The organism is Hydrogenophaga sp. (assembly GCF_050182545.1).
GTDB lineage: Bacteria > Pseudomonadota > Gammaproteobacteria > Burkholderiales > Burkholderiaceae_C > Hydrogenophaga.
In genome coordinates, this window is record NZ_JBFXCD010000020.1 from 1 (window position 1) to 19,150 (window position 19,150).

Genomic DNA, 19,150 nt, shown 5'->3' on the forward strand with positions numbered 1-19,150 from the left:
GGGCCCGCAGCCAGGTCACGGCCATGATGGTCACGCACGACGTGGACGAGGCCATCCTGCTGGCCGACCGCGTGGTGATGATGACCAACGGCCCGCGCGCGAAGATCGGCAAGATCATGGACGTGCCCCTGCCCCGCCCACGCACCCGCGAGGCGCTGCTGAGCCACCCGCGCTACTACGAACTGCGCGAGGAACTGATCGGCTTCCTCGAAGACTGCGGCCGCCAGCACTGAACGGCGCCGCCCTCGGACCCCATCCCCACCAGGACGCTTACATGAAAAAGATAAAGCTCGTCATGATCGGCAATGGCATGGCCGGCGTGCGCACGCTCGAGGAGCTGCTCAAGATCGCCCCGGACCTCTACGACATCACCGTCTTCGGCGCCGAGCCGCACCCCAACTACAACCGCATCCTGCTCTCGCCGGTGCTGGCGGGCGAACAGACGCTGGACGAAATCGTGCTCAACGACTGGGCCTGGTACAGCGACAACGGCATCACGCTGCACGCGGGCAAGACCGTGACCGCGGTGGACCGCGTCAAGCGCATCGTGCGCGCCGACGACGGCCAGGGCGGCGTGATCGAAGCGCCGTACGACCGCCTCATCATGGCCACCGGCTCGAACCCCTTCATGCTGCCGATCCCGGGCAAGGACCTGCAAGGCGTGCTGGCCTACCGCGACATCGCCGACACGCAGGCCATGATCGACGCGGCGGCGAAATACCCGCACGCGGTGGTCATCGGCGGCGGCCTGCTCGGGCTGGAAGCGGCCAACGGCCTGATGAAGCGCGGCATGCGGGTCAGCGTGGTGCATGTTGCGCCCTGGCTGATGGAGCGCCAGCTCGACGACGTGGCCGGCAAACTGCTGCAGCAGTCGCTGGAGCAGCGCGGCATGCAATTCCTGATCGGCGCGCAGACGCAGGAGCTGGTGGGCGGTGAAGACGGAAGGGTGAAGGCGATCCGCTTCAAGGACGGCACCGAACTGCCGGCCGACCTGGTCGTCATGGCCGTGGGCATCCGCCCCAACACCGCGCTGGCCGAGTCCATGAAGCTGCACGTCAACCGCGGCATCGTGGTCAGCGACACGCTGCAGACCGTGACCGATCCGCGCATCTACGCCGTGGGCGAATGCGCGGCACACCGCGGCATTGCCTACGGCCTGGTGGCGCCGCTGTTCGAGCAAGGCAAGGTGCTGGCCACGCACCTGGCCGAGTTCGGCATCGGCCGCTACAGCGGTTCGCTCACATCGACCAAGCTCAAGGTCACGGGCATCGACCTCTTCAGCGCCGGCGACTTCATGGGTGGCGACAACACCGAGGAGATCGTGATGAGCGACCCCTCGGGCGGCGTGTACAAGAAGCTCGTCATCAGGGACGACAAGCTCGTCGGCGCCTGCCTGTACGGCGACACGGTGGACGGCAGCTGGTACTTCAAGCTGCTGCGCGAAGGCCGAAGCGTCGCCGACATCCGCGACAAGCTGATGTTCGGCGAGTCCAACATCGGCGACACCGGCCACGAGGGCCACAGCAAGGCCGCCAGCATGCCCGACGACGCGGAAGTCTGCGGCTGCAACGGGGTGAACAAGGGCGCGATCTGCAAGGCCATCAAGGACAAAGGCTTGTTCACGCTCGAAGAGGTGCGCAAGCACACCAAGGCCAGCGCCTCCTGCGGCTCGTGCACCGGTCTGGTGGAACAGATCCTGATGTTCACGGCCGGCGGCGACTACTCCGCCACGCCCAAGCTCAAGGCCATGTGCGGCTGCACCGACCATGGCCACCAGGCGGTGCGCGACGCGATCCGCGACAGCAGGTACCTCACCACTGCCGAGGTCTTCGCCGGCATGGGCTGGCGCACGCCCAATGGCTGCGCCACCTGCCGCCCCGCCGTCAACTACTACCTCATCAGCACCTGGCCGAAAGAGGCCAGGGACGATCCGCAGAGCCGCTTCATCAACGAGCGCATGCACGCCAACATCCAGAAGGACGGCACCTACAGCGTGATCCCGCGCATGTGGGGCGGCGAAACCACCGCCGACGAGCTGCGCCGCATCGCTGACGCGGTGGACAAGTACAAGATCCCCACCGTCAAGGTCACTGGCGGCCAGCGCATCGACCTGCTGGGCGTGAAGAAGGAAGACCTGCAGAACGTCTGGAAGGACATCGGCATGCCCAGCGGCCACGCCTACGCCAAGGCCTTGCGCACGGTGAAGACCTGCGTGGGCAGCGAATGGTGCCGCATGGGCACGCAGGACAGCACGCAGATGGGCAAGGACCTGGAGCGCGCCATGTGGCGCATGTACGCACCGCACAAGGTCAAGTTCGCTGTCAGCGGCTGCCCGCGCAACTGCGCCGAGGCCGGCATCAAGGACGTCGGCATCATCGGCGTGGACTCGGGCTGGGAGATGTACGTGGCCGGCAACGGCGGCATCAAGACCGAGGTGGCGCACTTCTTCACCAAGCTCAAGACGGCCGAGGAGGTGATGGAGTACACCGGCGCCTTCATGCAGCTCTACCGCCTCGAAGGCTGGTACCTCGAACGCACGGTGCACTACGTCAACCGCGTCGGGCTCGACTACGTGAAGAAGCGCATCCTGGAAGACGCCGAGGGCCGCAAGGCCCTGTGGGAGCAGTTGCAGTTCGCGCTCGATGGCGAACCCGATCCCTGGTTTGAACACCAGAAGGCCGCCGTGGACACGCGCCAGTTCATTCCCATCAAGGCCGTTGCCCTGGAAGGGAGCGTGGCATGAGCGAGCGCTGGATTCCCATTGCCCGCGTCGACGACATCCCCGTGCTCGGTTCGCGCTGCGTGCAGCGCGAGCACGGCCTGGACGTGGCCGTGTTCCGCAACGACCGCGACGAGGTCTTCGCCCTGCTCGACCGCTGCCCGCACAAGGGCGGCCCGCTGAGCCAGGGCATCGTCTTCGGCACCCACGTGGCCTGCCCGCTGCACAACTGGACCATCGGTCTGGACAGCGGCTGCGCCAAGGAGCCCGACGAAGGCTGCACCCCCCGCTTCGCGGTGAAGGTGGAGGACGGCGTGGTGCACCTGGATGCGCAGGAACTGGCCACGCAGGCGACCGGGCTGACACGCCCCGTGGCCGGGCCCGCCCGGCGCACCGCACCCGCATGAACCCGACCACCACCCGCTCCACCTGCCCCTACTGCGGCGTGGGCTGCGGGGTGCTGATCGACAGTGTGGGCAGCCAGATCACCGCCGTGCGCGGCGATCCGCATCACCCGGCCAACTTCGGCAAGCTGTGCACCAAGGGCCAGACGCTGCACCTCACGGCCTCGCCCGCGATCGCGCAGCAGGCGCGCCTGCTGCACCCCATGGTGCGCACAACGCGCGGCGCGGCGCCGCTGCGCACCGACTGGAACAGCGCGCTCGACCTCGCGGTCGACCGCTTTGCCGACACGATCCGGACCCACGGCCCCGACGCGGTCGGCTTCTACATCAGCGGCCAGTTGCTCACGGAGGACTACTACGCCTTCAACAAGCTGGCCAAGGGCCTGGTCGGCACCAACAACGTCGACACCAATTCGCGCCTGTGCATGAGCAGCGCGGTGGCCGGCTACAAGCTCACCCTGGGCGCCGACGCGCCACCGGCCTGCTACGACGACGTCAACCACGCCGCCTGCCTGTTCATCGTCGGCAGCAACGCGGCCTTCGCGCACCCGGTGCTGTTCCGCCGCATCGAGGAAGCGAAACAGAACAACCCGGCCATGAAGGTGATCGTGGCCGACCCGCGCCGCACCGACACCGCCGGCCTGGCCAACCTGTTCCTGCCGCTGCAGCCGGGCAGCGACGTGATGCTGTTCCACGGTCTGCTGCACATCATGCTGTGGGAGGGCTGGACCGACAGCGCATACATCGCCGCGCACACCACCGGCTTCGATGCGCTCAAGGCGCTGGTGCGCGAGTACACGCCCGAGCGCGTGGCGCAGGCCTGCGGCGTACCGAAGGAGGACCTGTTCACCGCGGCCAGATGGTTCGCTGGCCTTGACGGCCAGGGGTTCGCGGATCGCAAGACCACGCTCAGCCTCTACTGCCAGGGCCTGAACCAGAGCAGCAGCGGCACCGCGAAGAACGCCACGCTGATCAACCTGCACCTGGCCACGGGCCAGATCGGCAAGCCCGGTGCCGGCCCGTTCTCTCTCACCGGCCAGCCCAACGCCATGGGCGGGCGTGAGGTCGGTGGCCTGGCCAACCTGCTCAGCGCCCACCGCGACCTGGCCAACCCGCAGCACCGCGCCGAAGTCGCCGCGCTCTGGGGGGTTCCAGACGTGCCCGGGAAACCGGGCCTGACCGCCGTGGAGATGTTCGAGGCCGCGGCCGATGGCCAGGTGAAGGCGTTGTGGATCGCCTGCACCAACCCGGCGCAGTCCATGCCCGACCAGGCCACCGTGCGCCGGGCCTTGCAGCGTGCCGAGTTCGTCGTGGTGCAGGAGGCCTTTGCCACCGCCGCCACCTGCGATCACGCCGACCTGCTGCTGCCCGCCACCACCTGGGGCGAAAAGGACGGCACCGTCACCAACAGCGAGCGCCGCATCAGCCGCATGCGACCCGCCGTGCCCGCACCGGGCGAAGCGCGGCACGACTGGCGCATCGTGGTGGACTTTGCGCAGCGCCTCGAAGCGCGCCTGCGCCCCGGCCAGCCCACGCTGTTCCCCTACCCCGATGCCGAGAGCCTCTGGCTCGAACACCGCGAATCCACGCGCGGGCGCGACCTCGACATCACGGGCCTGAGCTACGCCATGCTGGAACAAGCAGGCCCGCAGCAATGGCCCCTCAAGGCCGGCCAGACGCAGGGGAAGGAACGCCTGTACGCAGACGGCATCTTTCCCACGCCCGATGGCAAGGCCCGCTTCGCCGCCCTGCCCTTCGTGCCGCTGGCCGAGCCGCGCGAATCGCGCTACCCGTTCTCGCTCACCACCGGGCGCCTGCGCGACCAGTGGCACGGCATGACGCGCACCGGCACGCTCGGGCGCCTGTTCGGCCACGTGGCCGAGCCCTCGGTGCAGCTCAACCCGCAGGACATGGCGCGCCGCGGCCTGCAGGACGGCGACCTGGTGCACGTGACCAGCAAGCGCGGCTCCATCCTGGTGCCCGCGCAGGCCAGCGCCGACATCGGCCTGTCGCAGGCCTTCATCGCCATGCACTGGGGCGCCGAATACCTCGGCGGGCGCAGCAGCACCGGCCAGCCGCTGGCGGGCGTGAACGCGCTCACCACCTCCGCCTTCTGCCCGACCTCGAAGCAGCCCGAACTCAAGCACGCGGCGGTGAAGGTGCTCAAGGCCGAACTGCCGTGGAACCTGCTGGCCGTCGCCTGGCTGCCCGATGCCCGGGCGCTGGAGGCGCGCCGTGGCCTGCGTGCCCTGATGGCGGAACTTCCGTTTGCCTCCTGCGTGCCCTTCGCCAATGGCGTGCCGCTGGACGAGGCCCCGGCGCGCGGGCGCAGCGGCGTGCTGTTTCGCGCCGCCGCTCACGAAGTGCCCGAGCCGGGCGTGGTCGAACGCATCGAGGCCTTGCTGGGCCTGGACGGCACCGACGTGCTGCGCTACGCCGACCGCCGCCTGGGCCAGCGCCGCAGCGCGCGCCTGGTGCGCGAGGGCGAATCCACCCGGCTCGAAGGCTTCGTGCTCGCGGGCGACACCCGCGCCGAAATCTGGATCAAGCCGCTGCTGCAGGACGAACTGCCGGCGGCTGCCTATGGTCGCCTGCTCCTCATGCCCGGCGCCCGCGCTCCGGTGGCGATCGTGGCGCGGGGGCGGCAGGTCTGCACCTGTTTCAATGTCGACGAAGACACGATCCGTTCCCGCCTGCAGGCCTGCGAGGGCAACGACCCCGAGCGCCTGGCCACACTACAGGCCGATCTGCGATGCGGCACGAACTGCGGCTCCTGCCTGCCCGAGCTCAAGCGGCTGGTGCGCGAGACCACCCCCTCGGCCCAGGCCGCCTGACACGGCGGCAACGGGCATATAACGTCAAGTCATCAAACCTGCCCCACAATCGCGCGCCATGGGCATCAGCCAGTACATCAAGGAAATCGGTCGCGGCAAGGACGGCGCCCGCTCGCTCACGCGCGCGCAGGCCACCGACCTGCTGGGCCAGGTGCTGGACGGCCAGGTCACCGACCTCGAAGTGGGCGGCTTCTGCCTGGCCATGCGCATCAAGGGCGAAACGCCGGAAGAGATGGCGGGTTTCCTCGACGCGGCGCACGCGCGCCTGCACAAGCTGCCCGACAACGGCGTGACCACCGTGGTGCTGCCCAGCTACAACGGCGCGCGCAAGCTGCCGGTGCTCACGCCGCTGCTGGCGCTGCTGCTGGCGCAGCGCGGCGCAGCGGTGCTGGTGCACGGCACCGCCACCGAAGACCGGCGCGTGTTCGCCGCCAGCGTGTTCGCCGAACTGGGGGTGGCCGCCGCGCGCGAGGTGCCCGCCACCTTGCGCGCGGGCGCCGTGGCGCATGTGCCGACCGAGGTGCTCTGCCCCGCGCTCAAGCGCCTGCTCGACGTGCGCCGCGCGGTCGGCCTGCGCAATCCGGCGCACAGTCTCGTCAAGCTCATGAACCCGTGCGCTGGCCAGGCCTTCATCGTCGGCAGCTACACCCACCCGGAGTACGCGCAGTCCATGGCCGCCACCTGGGCGCTGACCGGCGCGCACGCGCTGCTGCTGCGCGGCACCGAGGGCGAACCGGTGGCCGACGCACGCCGCACGCCGCGCATGGAGGTGTTCCGCGACGGCGAGCGCGTGGAAGTCCAGGCGCAGCAGGACGGCCCGCTGGCGAAACTGCCCGCGCTGCCCGAGGTGGATGCCACGTCCACGGCCACCTACATCCGCGCCGTGCTGAACGGTTCGTTACCTATTCCCACGCCGATCGCCTTGCAGGTGGAACACATCTTGCGAGAAACGGCCCACCATGAACCCGCAACCCATGCCCTCGCCCTCTGAGTTCCTGCCCGGCACCGTGGCCCTGGTGGGCGCCGGCCCCGGCGACCCCGAACTGCTCACGCTCAAGGCCGTCAAGGCCATCAGCGCCGCCACGGTGCTGCTGGTCGACGACCTCGTGAGCGAGGGCGTGCTCGCCCATGCCCGCCCTGGCGCGCGCATCGTGCACGTGGGCAAGCGCGGCGGCTGCAAGAGCACGCCGCAGGCCTTCATCGAAAAACTCATGGTGATGGCCGCGCGCGAGGGCGAGGTGGTGGTGCGGCTCAAGGGCGGCGACCCGTTCATCTTCGGGCGCGGCGGAGAAGAGGTGGAGCACCTGCGCGCCGCCGGCATCGAGGTGCAGGTGGTCAACGGCATCACCGCCGGCCTGGCCGGCCTCACCTCGCTGGGCGTGCCGCTCACGCACCGCGAACACGCGCACGGCGTGGTGTTCGTCACCGGCCACGCCAAACCCGGCGACAGCGGCACCGACTGGCAGGCCCTGGCCGCCACCGCGCGCGACGCCAAGCTCACGCTGGTGATCTACATGGGCGTGTCCAGCGCCGCGCAGATCGAGCGGGACCTGCTCACCGGCCTGCCGCCGCACACGCCGCTGGCAGTGATCCAGCACGCCACGCTGCCGCAGCAGCGCCACGCGCTCACCACGCTGGGGCAACTGCGCGCCACCATCGAGCGCGAAGGCCTGGGCAGCCCGGCCGTGATCGTTGTGGGTGACGTGGTCCGCGGCATTGCCGCCGTGCAGGCCGACGAAGCCTTCGTCCGCACTGCCTGAGACCGTCGCGGCCCAGGCGCGCCGCTACACTGCGACACCCGCGCCCGCAGAGGTGCGCCGACGGAGGTGTCCCCATGCTCGAAAAACTCAACCGCTTTACCGAAAGCCACGGCGCGCTGCGCCCCGGCCGCGGCCTGGTCACCGGCGTGATCGCGCTCACACTGGCCATCCTGTGTTTTCTGGGCGTGCTGGCCTTCCACTTTCCCCAGTACCTCACCACGCCCGAGCTGCGCAAGCAGTACGACGTGGCGCTGATGCGCCACCTGCTGTTCGGCGCGCTCGTGCTGGCCGGCGGCCTGAGCCTGGTGAACGTGCTGTTCAACCGCGCGCGCTGGCTCTCGGCCTTCGCTTTCGCGCTGGTCACACTCAGTGCGCTGCTGGGCGGACACCAGGTCGAGGTGGACCCGAACTTCCCCGACCACACGCCCTACATCGGCATGGACTGGTTCATCCTCGACCTGCTGGGCTCGGCGCTGATCTTCATCTTCATCGAGAAGCTGTTCGCCCTGCGCAAGGACCAACCGGTGTTCCGCCCCGAGTGGCAGACCGACTTCCACCACTTCATCGTCAACCACATGGTGATCGGCTTCATGCTGCTGGCCACCAACCTCCTGGTGCACAACCTCTTCGGCTGGGTGCCGGTGGACGGCGTGCGCGGCTGGATCGCGGCGCTGCCCTTCTGGGCCGCGCTGCCGCTGATCATCCTGGTGGCCGACCTCGCGCAGTACTGGACGCACCGCGCCTACCACGAGGTGCCGCTGCTCTGGCGCCTGCACGCGGTGCACCACAGCACGAAACACATGGACTGGATGGCCGGTTCGCGCCAGCACATCCTGGAGACCGTCATCACGCGCACCCTGGTGCTCGGGCCGATCTACCTGCTGGGTTTTTCCAAGGAAGTGATCGACGCCTACATCATCGTGGTCGGCTTCCAGGCGGTCTTCAACCACGCCAATGTGAGCGTGCGCCTGGGTCCACTGCGCTACCTCATCGTCACGCCCAACTTCCACCACTGGCACCACAGCCAGGATCAGGAAGCGCTGGACCGCAACTACGCCGCGCACTACGCCTTCCTGGACCACCTGTTCGGCACCGCCGTCAACAGCCCGAAGGTCTGGCCCGAGCGCTACGGCGTGCTGGGCGACTACGTGCCCAGGGGTTTTCTGAAGCAACTGGCCTTCCCGTTCACCTGGAAAGGCTGAACGGGTGAGCGACACCTGGGACGCCGTCGTCGTCGGCGCGGGCGCCGCGGGCCTGTTCTGCGCCGGCGTCGCCGGCCAGCGCGGCCTGCGCGTGCTGGTGCTCGACCACAGCGACAAGGTGGCCGAGAAGATCCGCATCTCGGGCGGCGGCCGCGCCAATTTCACCAACCGCGACCTGGACCCGCAGGCGCCGCACAAGCACTTCCTGGGCGCCAACCCGCATTTCTGCCGCTCGGCGCTCTCGCGCTACACGCCGGCCGATTTCATCGCGCTGGTGCAGCGCCACGGCATCGCCTTCCACGAGAAGCACAAGGGCCAGTTGTTCTGCGACCGCTCGGCCGACGACCTGATCCAGATGCTGCTGCGCGAGTGCGAGGCCGGCGGCGTGCAGCGCTGGCAACCCTGTGCCGTGAAGGCCCTGCGCCAGGGCGGCGACGGCGTGTACGAGATCGATACCGAGCGCGGCACCGAGCGCAGCCGCGCCGTGGTGATCGCCACCGGCGGCCTGTCCATCCCGAAGATCGGCGCCACCGATTTCGGCTACCGCATCGCCGCCCAGTTCGGCCTGCGGCTGGTGGAGCCCCGCCCCGGTCTGGTGCCGCTGACCTTCGACGGCGAGGGCTGGACGCCGTACGCCGCACTGGCCGGGCTGGCGCTGCCGGTGCGCATCGAAACCGGAGAGAAAAAAGCCCGCATGGCCTTTCTGGAGGACCTGCTGTTCACCCACCGGGGCCTCTCGGGCCCGGCGGTGCTGCAGATCTCCAGCTACTGGCGCGAAGGCTCGCCCATCCGTCTGAACCTCGCACCTGAAGTCGAACTGCACGCCGCGCTGGCCCGCGCCAAGGCCACGTCGCGCAAGCTGTTGGCCAATGAACTGGCCTCCCTCGTGCCGTCGCGCCTCGCCGACGCCTGGGTCCAGCAGGACGCCGACTGGCAGCGCCCGGTGGCCGAGGCCTCCGACAAGGCTCTGGCGCGGCTGGCCGAGCGGCTTGCGCGCTGGGAGATCACCCCCACCAGCACCGAGGGCTACCGCAAGGCCGAGGTGACGCTGGGCGGCGTGGACACACGCGACCTGTCGTCGCAGACGATGGAGTCGAAGCAGCCGGGGCTGTATTTCATCGGCGAGGTGGTGGACGTGACCGGCTGGCTGGGTGGCTACAACTTCCAGTGGGCTTGGGCGTCGGCCCACGCCTGTGCCCAGGCACTGCCGGGGCGCTGAGCTCAGTCGGCGGCAGACACTTCCTGCCAGCGCGCCGCACCCATCCAGTCGCGCAACACCATTTCACCGCGCGGCGAGAACGCCAGCGCCCGCGTGCCCTGGCCCCGCAGCAGCCAGCCGCTCTCCAGGCAGTGCTGGCAGATCAGGGCGCCGAGCCGGCCCGCGATGTGCATGCGCCGCTCGCTCCAGTCCATGCAGGGACGGCAGTGCAGCCGCCGGCTGCGGTCGTCGTCCCGCGCGGCCTCGGGTGGCAGGCCCAGGCGCTGCAGGGCCGGGGCCGCGGCGTCGGTCACGTGGCCCGCAGCCGCTTCGCCTTCATCGAACACCACCGCGCCCACGTCCTGCAGATGCCCGGCGATGGCCACCCCCAGCCGGCCGGCCAGGTGGTCGTAGCAGGTGCGCGCGGTGCGCAGCGCCAGGTCGCGCGGGCCCACCACCATGCGCCGCTGGACCGGCGGCGGCGCGCTGGCCGCGAGCTGCATCACGCCTTCGAGCAAGCGCGCCACCTCGGTCGACGCCAGCCGGTGGTAGCGGTGCCGGCCTTGTCGCTCAACCTTCAGCAGCGAGGCTTCCACCATCAGGCCCAGGTGGCGGCTGGCGGTGGCCGGGGTCACGCGGGCCACATCGGCCAGCTCCCGTGCGGTGAGCGCGCGCCCGTCCATCAGCGACAGCAGCATGGCCGTGCGCGCCGGTTCGCCCACAAGGGCTGCCACATGGGCGATGCGGTTGGTGTTCATGGGCTCCAGTGTGAGGCCAACGGGCACGGGCACGGTTCGCTCCGCAGCAAAGCAATCCAGGCCGGCAAGCCCACAACATGCGGCATCCGAAACCACCGAAAGCCGCCCATGTCACTGCCCCTGTCCGTCACCTGCTTCATCCGCTACCAGCTCGACCCCTTCCAGCTCGACGCCTTTCGCGCCTATGCCGAGAACTGGGGCCGCATCATCCCGCGCTGCGGCGGCCACCTGGTGGGCTACTTTCTGCCCAGCGAAGGCACCAACGACGTGGCCTGGGGGCTGATCGGCTTTGAGAGCCTGGCGGCCTACGAGGCCTACCGCGCGCGCCTGCGCACCGACCCGGAGGGGCGCGCGAACTTCGAGATGGCGCGCCGGCTGCGCTTCATCCTGCGCGAGGAGCGCACCTTCACCGAGGTGGTGGCCGGCACCCTCTCGCGCCCGGCCCTGTCCCTGTCCACCACGGACGCCGCCTGATCGCCGGGTGCGGGAGACCCGGCACCGCACCGGCGACGCGGCGGCGCAACGGCCGCGACGGTAGCCAACCCAGCGGAAATGGCTATAATCCAAGGCTTTGCTGGCAAATCCCCGTCGGCCAATACTAGTTAATGACGGGACATTTTGCGGAAACGATGACCGGGCCCGATCTTCCCGGCCATCCTCTTTCCGCGCATTCTGGACATCTTTCGCCAATGACGACCATCCGTGTAAAAGACAACGAACCCTTTGACGTCGCCCTGCGCCGTTTCAAGCGCACCATCGAGAAGCTGGGCCTGCTGACCGACCTGCGCGCCCGCGAGTTCTACGAAAAGCCCACCGCCGAGCGCAAGCGCAAGAAGGCCGCTGCCGTCAAGCGCCACTACAAGCGCGTGCGCTCCATGCAGCTGCCCAAGAAGCTGTACTGAGCCGAGCCACCGGGCCTGATGCCCGGTCGCCCCGAAAGCCCGCTGGAGGACGCTCAGGCGGGCTTTTTTGTTGTTGTTCTCCAACCCCCTCCCGGGAGCCTCTCATGAGCCTGAAAGACCAGATCACCGAAGACATGAAAGCCGCCATGCGTGCCAAGGACAGCGAGCGCCTGGGCACCATCCGCCTGCTCACCGCCGCGATGAAGCAGAAGGAAGTGGACGAGCGCGTGGAGCTGGACGACACCATGGTCATCGCCATCGTGGACAAGCTGGTCAAGCAGCGCAAGGACAGCATCGAGGCCTTTACCAAGGCCGCGCGCCAGGACCTGGTGGACAAGGAGCAGGCCGAGATGGCGGTGCTGCAGGCCTACCTGCCCGCGCGCCTGTCGGCCGACGAGGTGGCCACGGCGGTGAAGGCCATCGTCGCCGAACTGGGCGCGAAAGGCCCGGGCGACATGGGCAAGGTGATGGGTGCGGTCAAGGCCCGCCTGGCCGGCAAGGCCGACATGGGCGCCGTCTCGGCCGCGGTGAAAGCGGCATTGGCGGGCTGAAGCTCAGCCCAGAATCATCGCGGTGCCGGCCACGGCCAGCGCCGCCCCCAGCCAGGCGCCGGCCGCGGGCCGGCGCCGATAGACCAGCCAGAGCACCGGCAGGATCAGGATCGGTGTGACCGAGGAGAGCACGGCGACCAGCCCTGCCTGCCCGTGCTTCATGGCCTGCAGGATCAGCGTCATGCCCAGCGCCATGGCCACAGCCGCGCTGCCGAAGATCAGCGCGGCATCCCGCGCGCGCAACGGCGCCAGGGGGCGCGCACCCGCCCAGCCGGTGGTCCACAGCAGCGCGTGCGCGAGCAGCGCCATGCTCATGCGCAAGGCCGAACCGGCCACGGCATCGATGCCGGTCGTCATGAGCGGCTTGAGCATGAGCGTGGCAACCGACTGACACAAGGCCGCCAGCAGACCCAGAGCCACCCCCACCGCCAGACGGCCACGCGTCTGCTCCCAGCCGTGCAGCTCGTCGCCACGACGGCCCCAGACGATGGCCAGCATCACCCCACCCACCAGCAGGCTGCTGCCCACGAGGGCCCAGCCCCACAGGGTTTCGCCCAGAAACAGCCAGGCCAGCACCGCCGAAAACATTGCATGGGCGGCGAACAGCACGCCGGAGCGGCGCGGCCCCAGGCGGTTCATGCACGCGAAGAGCGCGGTGTCGCCAATGAAGATGCCGATCACGCCCGAGAGCGCGAGCAGGCCGAACGCCGAGGCATCCAGGCTGCGCCAGCCACCGGTGGCCAGCGCGATGCTCCAGAGAATGAGGCTGGCGAACAGCATGCGCCAGCGGCTGAAGGCAAAGGCACCCAGCCTTTGGGACGCAGGGGCAGAGAACAGCGCCGCCACGGCCCAGCACGCGGCGGCGAGCAAGGCCAGGGCCTCTGGACGCATCGAAGTCTATGCCGGGAACAATCGGGCCGATGCCGGGCCGCTCCCAAGGCGGCCCAGCCCCCCCGGGGGGCAGCGACCCGCGCAGCGGCGGAGCGTGGGGGCACTCAACTTCCAGCAACCTTCATGCGGTTGACCAGGATCGAGCCCGTGGTCTTCGCACCGTAGTTGTAGGTGTCGGCACCCACGGCCTCGATGCCCAGCAGCATGTCGCGCAAATTGCCTGCGATGGTGATCTCGTGCACCGGGTAGGCGATCTCGCCGTTCTCGACCCAGAAGCCCGATGCGCCGCGCGAGTAGTCGCCCGTCACGTAGTTCACGCCCTGCCCCATCAGCTCGGTGACGAACAGACCGCGGCCGAGCTTCCTGAACATGGCGCGCAGGTCGTCGCCCGGCTGCGTGAGCCGGCTGCTGAGCGTGAGGTTGTGCGACCCGCCGGCATTGCCGGTGGTGCGCATGCCGAGCTTGCGCGCCGAGTAGGTGGAGAGGAAATAGCCCTGCACCTTGCCGGCCGACAGGACCTTGCGTTTCACCGTGCGCACGCCTTCGTCGTCGAACGGCGAACTGCCCTTGCCATTGCGCACGTGCGGGTCTTCCAAGATGTCGAGGTGCTTCGCCATCACCTGCTTGCCCAGGCTGTCGTGCAGGAAAGTGGTGTTGCGGTACAGCGCACCACCGCTGGTGGCCTGCACGTAGCTGCCCAGCAGGCCGGCGGCCAGCGGCGACTCGAACAGCACCGGGCATTCGGTGGTGGCGATCTTGCGGCTGTTCAGGCGCGCCAGCGTGCGCTCGGCGGCGTAGCGGCCCACGGCCTCGGGCGTGGCCAGTTCACCCGGCGCGCGCATGGAGCTGTACCAGTAGTCGCGCTGCATGTTGGCGCCCTTGCCGGCGATGGGCGCTACCGACAGGCTGTGGCGCGAACTGGCGTAGCCGCCGCTGAAGATGCCGGGCCTGCCACGCTCGCCGCCGCGCAGGTGGGCGGTGAAGAAGTGCGACTGCTGCGCGGACACGCCCGCGCCTTCGCTGTTGTTGATCTTGCGGCTGGTGGCGAAGGCTGCGGCTTCGCAAGCCAGCGCCATGCGCGCGGCTTCTTCGGAATCGATGGACCAGGGGTGGAACAGATCGAGATCGGGGTAGCTGTCGGCCACATCGTCTGCATCGGGCAGGCCGGCCACCGGGTCTTCGGCGGTGAAGCGGGCGATGTCGTAGGCGGCCTGCACCGTCTGGCGGATGGCGGCGGGCGAGAAATCGGACGTGGACGCATTGCCGCGCTTCTGCCCGAGGTAGACCGTGACGCCGAGCGACTTGTCGCGGTTGCGCTCCACGTTCTCGAGTTCGCCCTTGCGCACCGACACGCTGAGCCCCGCGCCCTCGGACACCTCGGCCGCCGCATCGGCCGCCCCGAGCTGCTTCGCATGCGAGAGCGCCAGGTCCACCAGTTCCTCGAACTGGCTGCGGGCGTACTGGAAACCGGGAAGGGGGGTGCGGGGGTCTGCCACAGGGGCTTGGGAGGGGTTTTTCATGTCGACGGCTATGATACTTGCCGCCCCTTGAGGCCGCTGCCGACGCGCAGAAGTCCATTGAGGGCGTGTCCACCCTGTACCCCCCACATGTCCCGCAAACCCACCAAAGGCTATTTCGTCCGTGGCCAGTTCGTCGCCCTGGGCAGCGAACTGGACCAGGAGCTCAAGCGCGAGCTCAAGGGTTCGGCCGAGATGAGCAAGACCGACCTGAAAAAGCACAGCGACCGGCTGCAGGCACTGGGTGAGAACCTGCTCACGCTGCGCGCGGACCTGATGCAGCGGCTCGAGCTGTCCGAAAAGCTGCTCGACGCGGTGGCCGAGGCGAAACGCATCACCAACTTTGAAGGCAAGCGCCGCCAGATGCAGTTCATCGGCAAGCTCATGCGCACGCTGGACGATGACACCATCGCTGCCGTGGAAGCCGCCCTTGACGAGCAGAACAAGGGCTCGGCCAAGGGCACGCTCTCGCTGCACCAGGCCGAACAGTGGCGCGACCGCCTGATCGCCGACGACGAGGCGCTCACGCACTGGATGCAACTGGACCCGCAAAGCGACGTGCAGCACCTGCGCGCCCTGATCAGGCAGGCCCGCAAGGACGCGCAAGCCACGCAGGCGCAGGAGCGGCCCGGCGAGGCGGTGCGCCACGGCAAGGCCTACCGCGAGATCTTCCAGACCGTCAAGGCCGTCCTGAACGGTGGCGCCAGTGACTCCCCGACCGACGACGAAAACCCGGCATGAGAGACACCCCATCCCTCCCAACCGACCCGGTGCGCATCGGCATCGTGTCCATCAGCGACCGCGCCAGCAGCGGCGTGTACGAAGACAAGGGCCTGCCCGCGCTGCAGGACTGGCTCACGCGCGCGCTGAAAAACCCCATCACCTTCGAAGCGCGCCTGATCCCCGACGAGGCGGCGCGCATCAGCGCCACCCTGATCGAACTGGTGGACGCCGGCTGCTCACTGGTGCTCACGACCGGCGGCACGGGTCCGGCGCCGCGCGATGTGACACCCGAGGCCACGCTGGCCGTGGCGCACAAGGAGATGCCCGGTTTCGGTGAACAGATGCGCCAGATCGGCCTGGTCTTCGTGCCCACGGCCATCCTCTCGCGCCAGGTCGCTGTGGTCAGGGACAAGAGCCTCATCATCAACCTGCCGGGCCAGCCCAAGGCCATTGCCGAGACGCTCGAAGGCCTCAAGAACGCTGACGGCACGCAGCGGGTCAACGGCATCTTTGCCGCCGTGCCCTACTGCGTCGACCTCATCGGTGGCCCCTACCTCGAAACGAACGACGCTGTCTGCAAGGCCTTCCGGCCCAAATCCGCCGTGCGCCCTGCGCGCTGACCCCACCCAACGAAACACTCGCTCATGAAGATCGCCAAGGACACCATCGTCACCCTCACCTTCCGCGCCACCGATGCCAGGGGCAAGGTGCTCGAAGACGGCAAGGAGCCGCGCGCCTACCTGCACGGCGGCCACGGCAACACCCTGCCGGGCATCGAGAAAGCCCTGGAAGGCCAGGAAAAAGGCCACGCGGCCACCCTGGTGCTGCCACCCGCCGACGCCTTTGGCGAACGCGACGAAAGCCTGGTGACCACCATTGCCAAGAAGGACTTCCCGCCCGGCGTGAAGGTGGGTGGTCAGCTCGAAGGCCACGACGACCAGGGGCGACACCAGGTCTTCACTGTGACCAAGATCAAGGGCGACACGGTGCACCTGGATGGCAACCACCCACTGGCGGGCCAGACGCTGACGTTCTCGCTGAAGGTCATCGACGTGCAGCCGGCCAGCGCGGAGGAAATCGCCCACGGCCACGCGCATGGCGCGCACGGGCATCACCACTGACCGGCTACTTCCCCACCAGCTGGTTGAGCTTCTCGGCCTCAAAGCATTCCTTGCGCGCCGCGTCCTGCGGCACGCAGTCGCCATCGCGCGCTTCGGCCAGCTTCTCGATCGCCTGCCACAGCAGCGCGATCTGGTGCTCCTGGCCGGCGGTGCTGTCGATCAGGCTTCGCATGGCCTGGGACAGCGGGTCGTCCTCCTGCGTGATCCCGTAGGCCTGGAATTTCTGGCCCTGTTCGGTCACGTCGGCGCTCTCGCCGGTCTTGCTCGGAATGATGCGCGCCGGAATGCCCACCGCCGTGGCGCCTGCGGGCACGGGCTTGATCACCACCGCGTTGCTGCCGATCTTGGCGCCATCGCCCACCAGGAAGCCGCCGAGCACCTTGGCACCCGCGCTCACCACCACATCCTTGCCCAGCGTGGGGTGGCGCTTGGTGCCCTTGTAGAGCGAGGTGCCGCCCAGCGTCACGCCCTGGTAGATGGTGCAGCCGTCGCCGATCTCGGCCGTCTCGCCCACCACCACGCCCATGGCGTGGTCGAAGAACACGCGCTCGCCCAGCTTCGCGCCCGGGTGGATCTCGATGCCGGTGAACCAACGCGCCACGTGCGAGATGAAGCGACCCAGCCACTTGAAGCCGTGGTTCCAGCACCAGTGCGCCGGGCGGTGCAGCCAGACAGCGTGCAGGCCCGGGTAGCAGGTGATGACCTCCCAGGTGCTGCGCGCGGCGGGGTCGCGGTCCAGCACGCACTGGATGTCGGAGCGGATGCGGTCGAACATGGACGGCAGTCTATCGCTTCGCCTTGTGCGCCAGCTGCAGCATGGACTTGGCGACACCTCGAAGAATGTGGACTTCTTCGTCGCTGGGGGCGGCGCGGTTGAAAAGCTGATTGAGCCGCGGCATCAGCTTCTTGGGCGCTGCCGGGTCGAGAAAGTCCACCGCCACCAGCGCCTGTTCCAGGTGGTCGAGCATGCCGGCCAGGGCTTTTGCGTCGGCCTGCTGTCGCTGCGCCGGTACTGCAGGCGCTTCAAAACCACCCAGGGCGAGGCGCCAATCGTAGGCAATCAGTTGCACCGCCGCGGCCAGGTTGAGCGAGCCGAAGCCGGGCGCGGTCGGGATGCTCAGGGCGACGTGGCAGCGGTAGACGTCCTCGTTGCGCATGCCGAAGCGCTCGGATCCGAACAGGAAAGCCACGCCGTCGGGTGGTGTGTCCTGCGCCAGCAGCCCGGCAAAGTGTTCGCGCGGAGACCGCGTGGGAGGACCGAAATCGCGCGGCGTCATGGCGGTGGCGCACAGGTGGCTCATGCCGTCGAGCGCCTCGTCCAGCGTGTCGACGATGCGCGCCTTGGCCAGCACGTCGTTGGCACCGCTGGCGCGCTGGATGGTTTCCTCGCGGCGCAGCACGTTGGCCCAGCGAGGCTGCACCAGCACCAGGTCGTCAAAGCCCATGACCTTCATGGCGCGGGCCACACCGCCGACGTTGCCGGCGTGGCTGGTTTGAATGAGGACAAAGCGGGTGCGCATGCAAAAGGGGCGGGGACGGTAAAATCCCGGCTATTGTCGCTGCCCGCATCGCCGGGCTTCGCAGCAGCTCATCCACTGTCGCGCCCTCCTTCCCGGAGCGCGCAAAGGTTCACAATTCATGTCGTCCACACTCCACCCCATGCTCAACGTGGCCATCAAGGCCGCACGCACCGCTGGCACCCTCATCAACCGCGCCGCGCTGGACGTGGAGTCGGTCCGGGTCTCGGTCAAACAGACCAACGACTTCGTGACCGAGGTCGACCAGGCCGCCGAGGCCGCCATCATCGACACCCTGCTCACGGCCTATCCGGACCACGCCATCTGGGCCGAGGAATCGGGCAAGCGCCCGGGCAAGCACGGCGGCGCAGACCATGTCTGGATCATCGACCCACTGGACGGCACCACCAACTTCATCCATGGCTTCCCGGTCTACTGCGTGAGCATCGCGCTCATGGTGGGCAACCGGCTCGAACAGGCCGTGGTCTACGACCCCTCGCGCAACGACCTGTTCTGCGCCACGCGCGGACGCGGCGCCTACCTCAACGACCGCCGCATTCGCGTGGCCAAGCGCACCACGCTGCGCGACTGCCTGCTCTCCACCGGCTTCCCTTTCCGTCCGGGCGACGCCTTCCAGACCTACCTGCAGATGTTTGGCGACGTGATGCCGCGCGTGGCCGGTGTGCGCCGCCCGGGCTCGGCCGCGCTGGACCTGGCCTACGTCGCTGCGGGCTTCACCGACGGCTTCTTCGAGATGGGTCTTTCGCCCTGGGACGTGGCCGCGGGGGCCCTGCTCGTCACCGAAGCCGGCGGCCTGGTGGGCAATTTCACCGGCGAGTCGGACTTCCTCGAGCAGAAGGAGTGCCTGGCCGCCAACCCCAAGATCTACGGCCAGCTCGTGGGCCTGACAAGCAAGTACAGCAAGTTCGCCAGCGCGGGCGACAAGGCCGCCGTGCGCCAGGCGCGCACGGCTTCCACCGCGGCGGCCCGGACACCGCTCGCGCAGGACGGTGCCACGGCGGGCGAAGACGCGCCTCGCTGAGCGCGGGAGCG

The 19,150-nt window shown here is 68.8% G+C and carries 19 protein-coding genes and 1 pseudogene; 15 read left to right on the forward strand and 5 right to left on the reverse strand.

The features are described 5' to 3' along the window. The 8 genes and pseudogenes from AB7P10_RS17065 to AB7P10_RS17100 form a co-directional block, all read left to right on the forward strand. Positions 1-233, forward strand: a pseudogene (locus AB7P10_RS17065) (ABC transporter ATP-binding protein); the annotation flags it as partial. Between the two features lie 41 nt (positions 234-274). Beyond that, complete coding sequence (nirB, locus tag AB7P10_RS17070) at positions 275-2,743, forward strand: nitrite reductase large subunit NirB (protein ID WP_428295055.1); 2,469 nt, start codon at positions 275-277, stop codon at positions 2,741-2,743. After that, a complete protein-coding gene (nirD, locus tag AB7P10_RS17075) occupies positions 2,740-3,126 on the forward strand; it encodes a nitrite reductase small subunit NirD (RefSeq protein ID WP_428295056.1) in 387 nt (128 codons plus the stop codon). The genes nirB and nirD overlap by 4 nt, the downstream gene beginning before the upstream one ends. Then, entirely contained in the window at positions 3,123-5,957 is a 2,835-nt protein-coding gene (locus tag AB7P10_RS17080) for a molybdopterin-dependent oxidoreductase (RefSeq protein WP_428295057.1), read from the forward strand. The genes nirD and AB7P10_RS17080 overlap by 4 nt, the downstream gene beginning before the upstream one ends. A gap of 58 nt (positions 5,958-6,015) precedes the next feature. Beyond that, positions 6,016-6,948, forward strand: a complete 933-nt coding sequence (ybiB, locus tag AB7P10_RS17085) for a DNA-binding protein YbiB (protein WP_428295058.1) — start codon at positions 6,016-6,018, stop codon at positions 6,946-6,948. Next, a complete protein-coding gene (cobA, locus tag AB7P10_RS17090; protein WP_428295059.1) occupies positions 6,917-7,717 on the forward strand; it encodes a uroporphyrinogen-III C-methyltransferase in 801 nt (266 codons plus the stop codon). The genes ybiB and cobA overlap by 32 nt, the downstream gene beginning before the upstream one ends. 74 nt (positions 7,718-7,791) lie before the next feature. Next, a complete protein-coding gene (locus AB7P10_RS17095) occupies positions 7,792-8,919 on the forward strand; it encodes a sterol desaturase family protein (protein ID WP_428295060.1) in 1,128 nt (375 codons plus the stop codon). Positions 8,920-8,923: 4 nt separating this feature from the next. After that, positions 8,924-10,138, forward strand: a complete 1,215-nt coding sequence (locus tag AB7P10_RS17100) for an NAD(P)/FAD-dependent oxidoreductase (RefSeq protein WP_428295061.1) — start codon at positions 8,924-8,926, stop codon at positions 10,136-10,138. A gap of 2 nt (positions 10,139-10,140) precedes the next feature. Here AB7P10_RS17100 and AB7P10_RS17105 read toward each other — a convergent pair whose 3' ends face one another. Then, on the reverse strand, positions 10,141-10,875 hold the full coding sequence (locus tag AB7P10_RS17105) for an ArsR/SmtB family transcription factor (RefSeq protein ID WP_428295062.1): 735 nt from the start codon (positions 10,873-10,875) through the stop codon (positions 10,141-10,143). A gap of 120 nt (positions 10,876-10,995) precedes the next feature. Here AB7P10_RS17105 and AB7P10_RS17110 point away from each other — a divergent pair, with 120 nt between their 5' ends. The 3 genes from AB7P10_RS17110 to AB7P10_RS17120 all read left to right on the forward strand — a co-directional run bounded on the left by AB7P10_RS17110 (position 10,996) and on the right by AB7P10_RS17120 (position 12,328). Further along, on the forward strand, positions 10,996-11,349 hold the full coding sequence (locus AB7P10_RS17110; RefSeq protein ID WP_428295115.1) for an NIPSNAP family protein: 354 nt from the start codon (positions 10,996-10,998) through the stop codon (positions 11,347-11,349). A gap of 215 nt (positions 11,350-11,564) precedes the next feature. Continuing rightward, the gene (rpsU, locus tag AB7P10_RS17115) at positions 11,565-11,777 is read left to right on the forward strand and encodes a 30S ribosomal protein S21 (protein WP_056273869.1); all 213 of its coding nucleotides are present in this window, start codon (positions 11,565-11,567) and stop codon (positions 11,775-11,777) included. A gap of 104 nt (positions 11,778-11,881) precedes the next feature. Then, a complete protein-coding gene (locus AB7P10_RS17120) occupies positions 11,882-12,328 on the forward strand; it encodes a GatB/YqeY domain-containing protein (RefSeq protein WP_428295063.1) in 447 nt (148 codons plus the stop codon). 3 nt (positions 12,329-12,331) lie between these two features. Here the strand turns inward: AB7P10_RS17120 and AB7P10_RS17125 are convergent, their stop codons facing one another. Both AB7P10_RS17125 and pmbA read right to left on the reverse strand, forming a co-directional pair. Continuing rightward, positions 12,332-13,219: a DMT family transporter gene (locus tag AB7P10_RS17125; protein WP_428295064.1), complete on the reverse strand. Its 888-nt coding sequence runs from the start codon at positions 13,217-13,219 to the stop codon at positions 12,332-12,334. A gap of 104 nt (positions 13,220-13,323) precedes the next feature. Beyond that, entirely contained in the window at positions 13,324-14,739 is a 1,416-nt protein-coding gene (gene pmbA / locus AB7P10_RS17130) for a metalloprotease PmbA (protein WP_428295065.1), read from the reverse strand. 87 nt (positions 14,740-14,826) lie between these two features. Here pmbA and yjgA point away from each other — a divergent pair, with 87 nt between their 5' ends. The 3 genes from yjgA to AB7P10_RS17145 are packed head-to-tail and all read left to right on the forward strand — an operon-like array spanning position 14,827 to position 16,580. Next, positions 14,827-15,477, forward strand: a complete 651-nt coding sequence (yjgA, locus tag AB7P10_RS17135; RefSeq protein ID WP_428295066.1) for a ribosome biogenesis factor YjgA — start codon at positions 14,827-14,829, stop codon at positions 15,475-15,477. Next, positions 15,474-16,079, forward strand: a complete 606-nt coding sequence (mog, locus tag AB7P10_RS17140; RefSeq protein ID WP_428295067.1) for a molybdopterin adenylyltransferase — start codon at positions 15,474-15,476, stop codon at positions 16,077-16,079. The genes yjgA and mog overlap by 4 nt, the downstream gene beginning before the upstream one ends. A 24-nt stretch (positions 16,080-16,103) precedes the next feature. Continuing rightward, entirely contained in the window at positions 16,104-16,580 is a 477-nt protein-coding gene (locus AB7P10_RS17145) for an FKBP-type peptidyl-prolyl cis-trans isomerase (protein ID WP_428295068.1), read from the forward strand. Between the two features lie 4 nt (positions 16,581-16,584). On the opposite strand, the gene cysE is transcribed toward AB7P10_RS17145, so the two are convergent. Both cysE and AB7P10_RS17155 read right to left on the reverse strand, forming a co-directional pair. Next, positions 16,585-17,355, reverse strand: coding sequence for a serine O-acetyltransferase (gene cysE / locus AB7P10_RS17150; RefSeq protein ID WP_428295069.1), 771 nt, complete (start codon positions 17,353-17,355; stop codon positions 16,585-16,587). A 10-nt stretch (positions 17,356-17,365) separates the two neighbouring features. Next, complete coding sequence (locus tag AB7P10_RS17155; RefSeq protein WP_428295070.1) at positions 17,366-18,100, reverse strand: RNA methyltransferase; 735 nt, start codon at positions 18,098-18,100, stop codon at positions 17,366-17,368. A gap of 118 nt (positions 18,101-18,218) precedes the next feature. Here AB7P10_RS17155 and AB7P10_RS17160 point away from each other — a divergent pair, with 118 nt between their 5' ends. Next, positions 18,219-19,139 carry an inositol monophosphatase family protein gene (locus AB7P10_RS17160; protein WP_428295071.1) on the forward strand — a complete coding sequence of 307 codons (921 nt, stop codon included), beginning with the start codon at positions 18,219-18,221 and terminating at the stop codon, positions 19,137-19,139. Positions 19,140-19,150 lie beyond the last annotated feature (11 nt).

What these genes read in the sequence shown, in the direction of transcription:
- nirD (WP_428295056.1), top strand. Translation starts at nt 2,740, where the DNA reads ATGAGCGAGCGCTGGATTCCCATTGCCCGCGTCGACGACATCCCCGTG.
- ybiB (WP_428295058.1), top strand. Translation starts at nt 6,016, where the DNA reads ATGGGCATCAGCCAGTACATCAAGGAAATCGGTCGCGGCAAGGACGGC.
- AB7P10_RS17155 (WP_428295070.1), bottom strand. Translation starts at nt 18,100, where the DNA reads ATGCGCACCCGCTTTGTCCTCATTCAAACCAGCCACGCCGGCAACGTC.
- AB7P10_RS17145 (WP_428295068.1), top strand. Translation starts at nt 16,104, where the DNA reads ATGAAGATCGCCAAGGACACCATCGTCACCCTCACCTTCCGCGCCACC.
- yjgA (WP_428295066.1), top strand. Translation starts at nt 14,827, where the DNA reads ATGTCCCGCAAACCCACCAAAGGCTATTTCGTCCGTGGCCAGTTCGTC.
- AB7P10_RS17125 (WP_428295064.1), bottom strand. Translation starts at nt 13,219, where the DNA reads ATGCGTCCAGAGGCCCTGGCCTTGCTCGCCGCCGCGTGCTGGGCCGTG.
- pmbA (WP_428295065.1), bottom strand. Translation starts at nt 14,739, where the DNA reads ATGAAAAACCCCTCCCAAGCCCCTGTGGCAGACCCCCGCACCCCCCTT.
- AB7P10_RS17160 (WP_428295071.1), top strand. Translation starts at nt 18,219, where the DNA reads ATGTCGTCCACACTCCACCCCATGCTCAACGTGGCCATCAAGGCCGCA.
- cysE (WP_428295069.1), bottom strand. Translation starts at nt 17,355, where the DNA reads ATGTTCGACCGCATCCGCTCCGACATCCAGTGCGTGCTGGACCGCGAC.
- AB7P10_RS17080 (WP_428295057.1), top strand. Translation starts at nt 3,123, where the DNA reads ATGAACCCGACCACCACCCGCTCCACCTGCCCCTACTGCGGCGTGGGC.
- nirB (WP_428295055.1), top strand. Translation starts at nt 275, where the DNA reads ATGAAAAAGATAAAGCTCGTCATGATCGGCAATGGCATGGCCGGCGTG.
- cobA (WP_428295059.1), top strand. Translation starts at nt 6,917, where the DNA reads ATGAACCCGCAACCCATGCCCTCGCCCTCTGAGTTCCTGCCCGGCACC.
- rpsU (WP_056273869.1), top strand. Translation starts at nt 11,565, where the DNA reads ATGACGACCATCCGTGTAAAAGACAACGAACCCTTTGACGTCGCCCTG.
- AB7P10_RS17105 (WP_428295062.1), bottom strand. Translation starts at nt 10,875, where the DNA reads ATGAACACCAACCGCATCGCCCATGTGGCAGCCCTTGTGGGCGAACCG.
- AB7P10_RS17095 (WP_428295060.1), top strand. Translation starts at nt 7,792, where the DNA reads ATGCTCGAAAAACTCAACCGCTTTACCGAAAGCCACGGCGCGCTGCGC.
- AB7P10_RS17120 (WP_428295063.1), top strand. Translation starts at nt 11,882, where the DNA reads ATGAGCCTGAAAGACCAGATCACCGAAGACATGAAAGCCGCCATGCGT.
- mog (WP_428295067.1), top strand. Translation starts at nt 15,474, where the DNA reads ATGAGAGACACCCCATCCCTCCCAACCGACCCGGTGCGCATCGGCATC.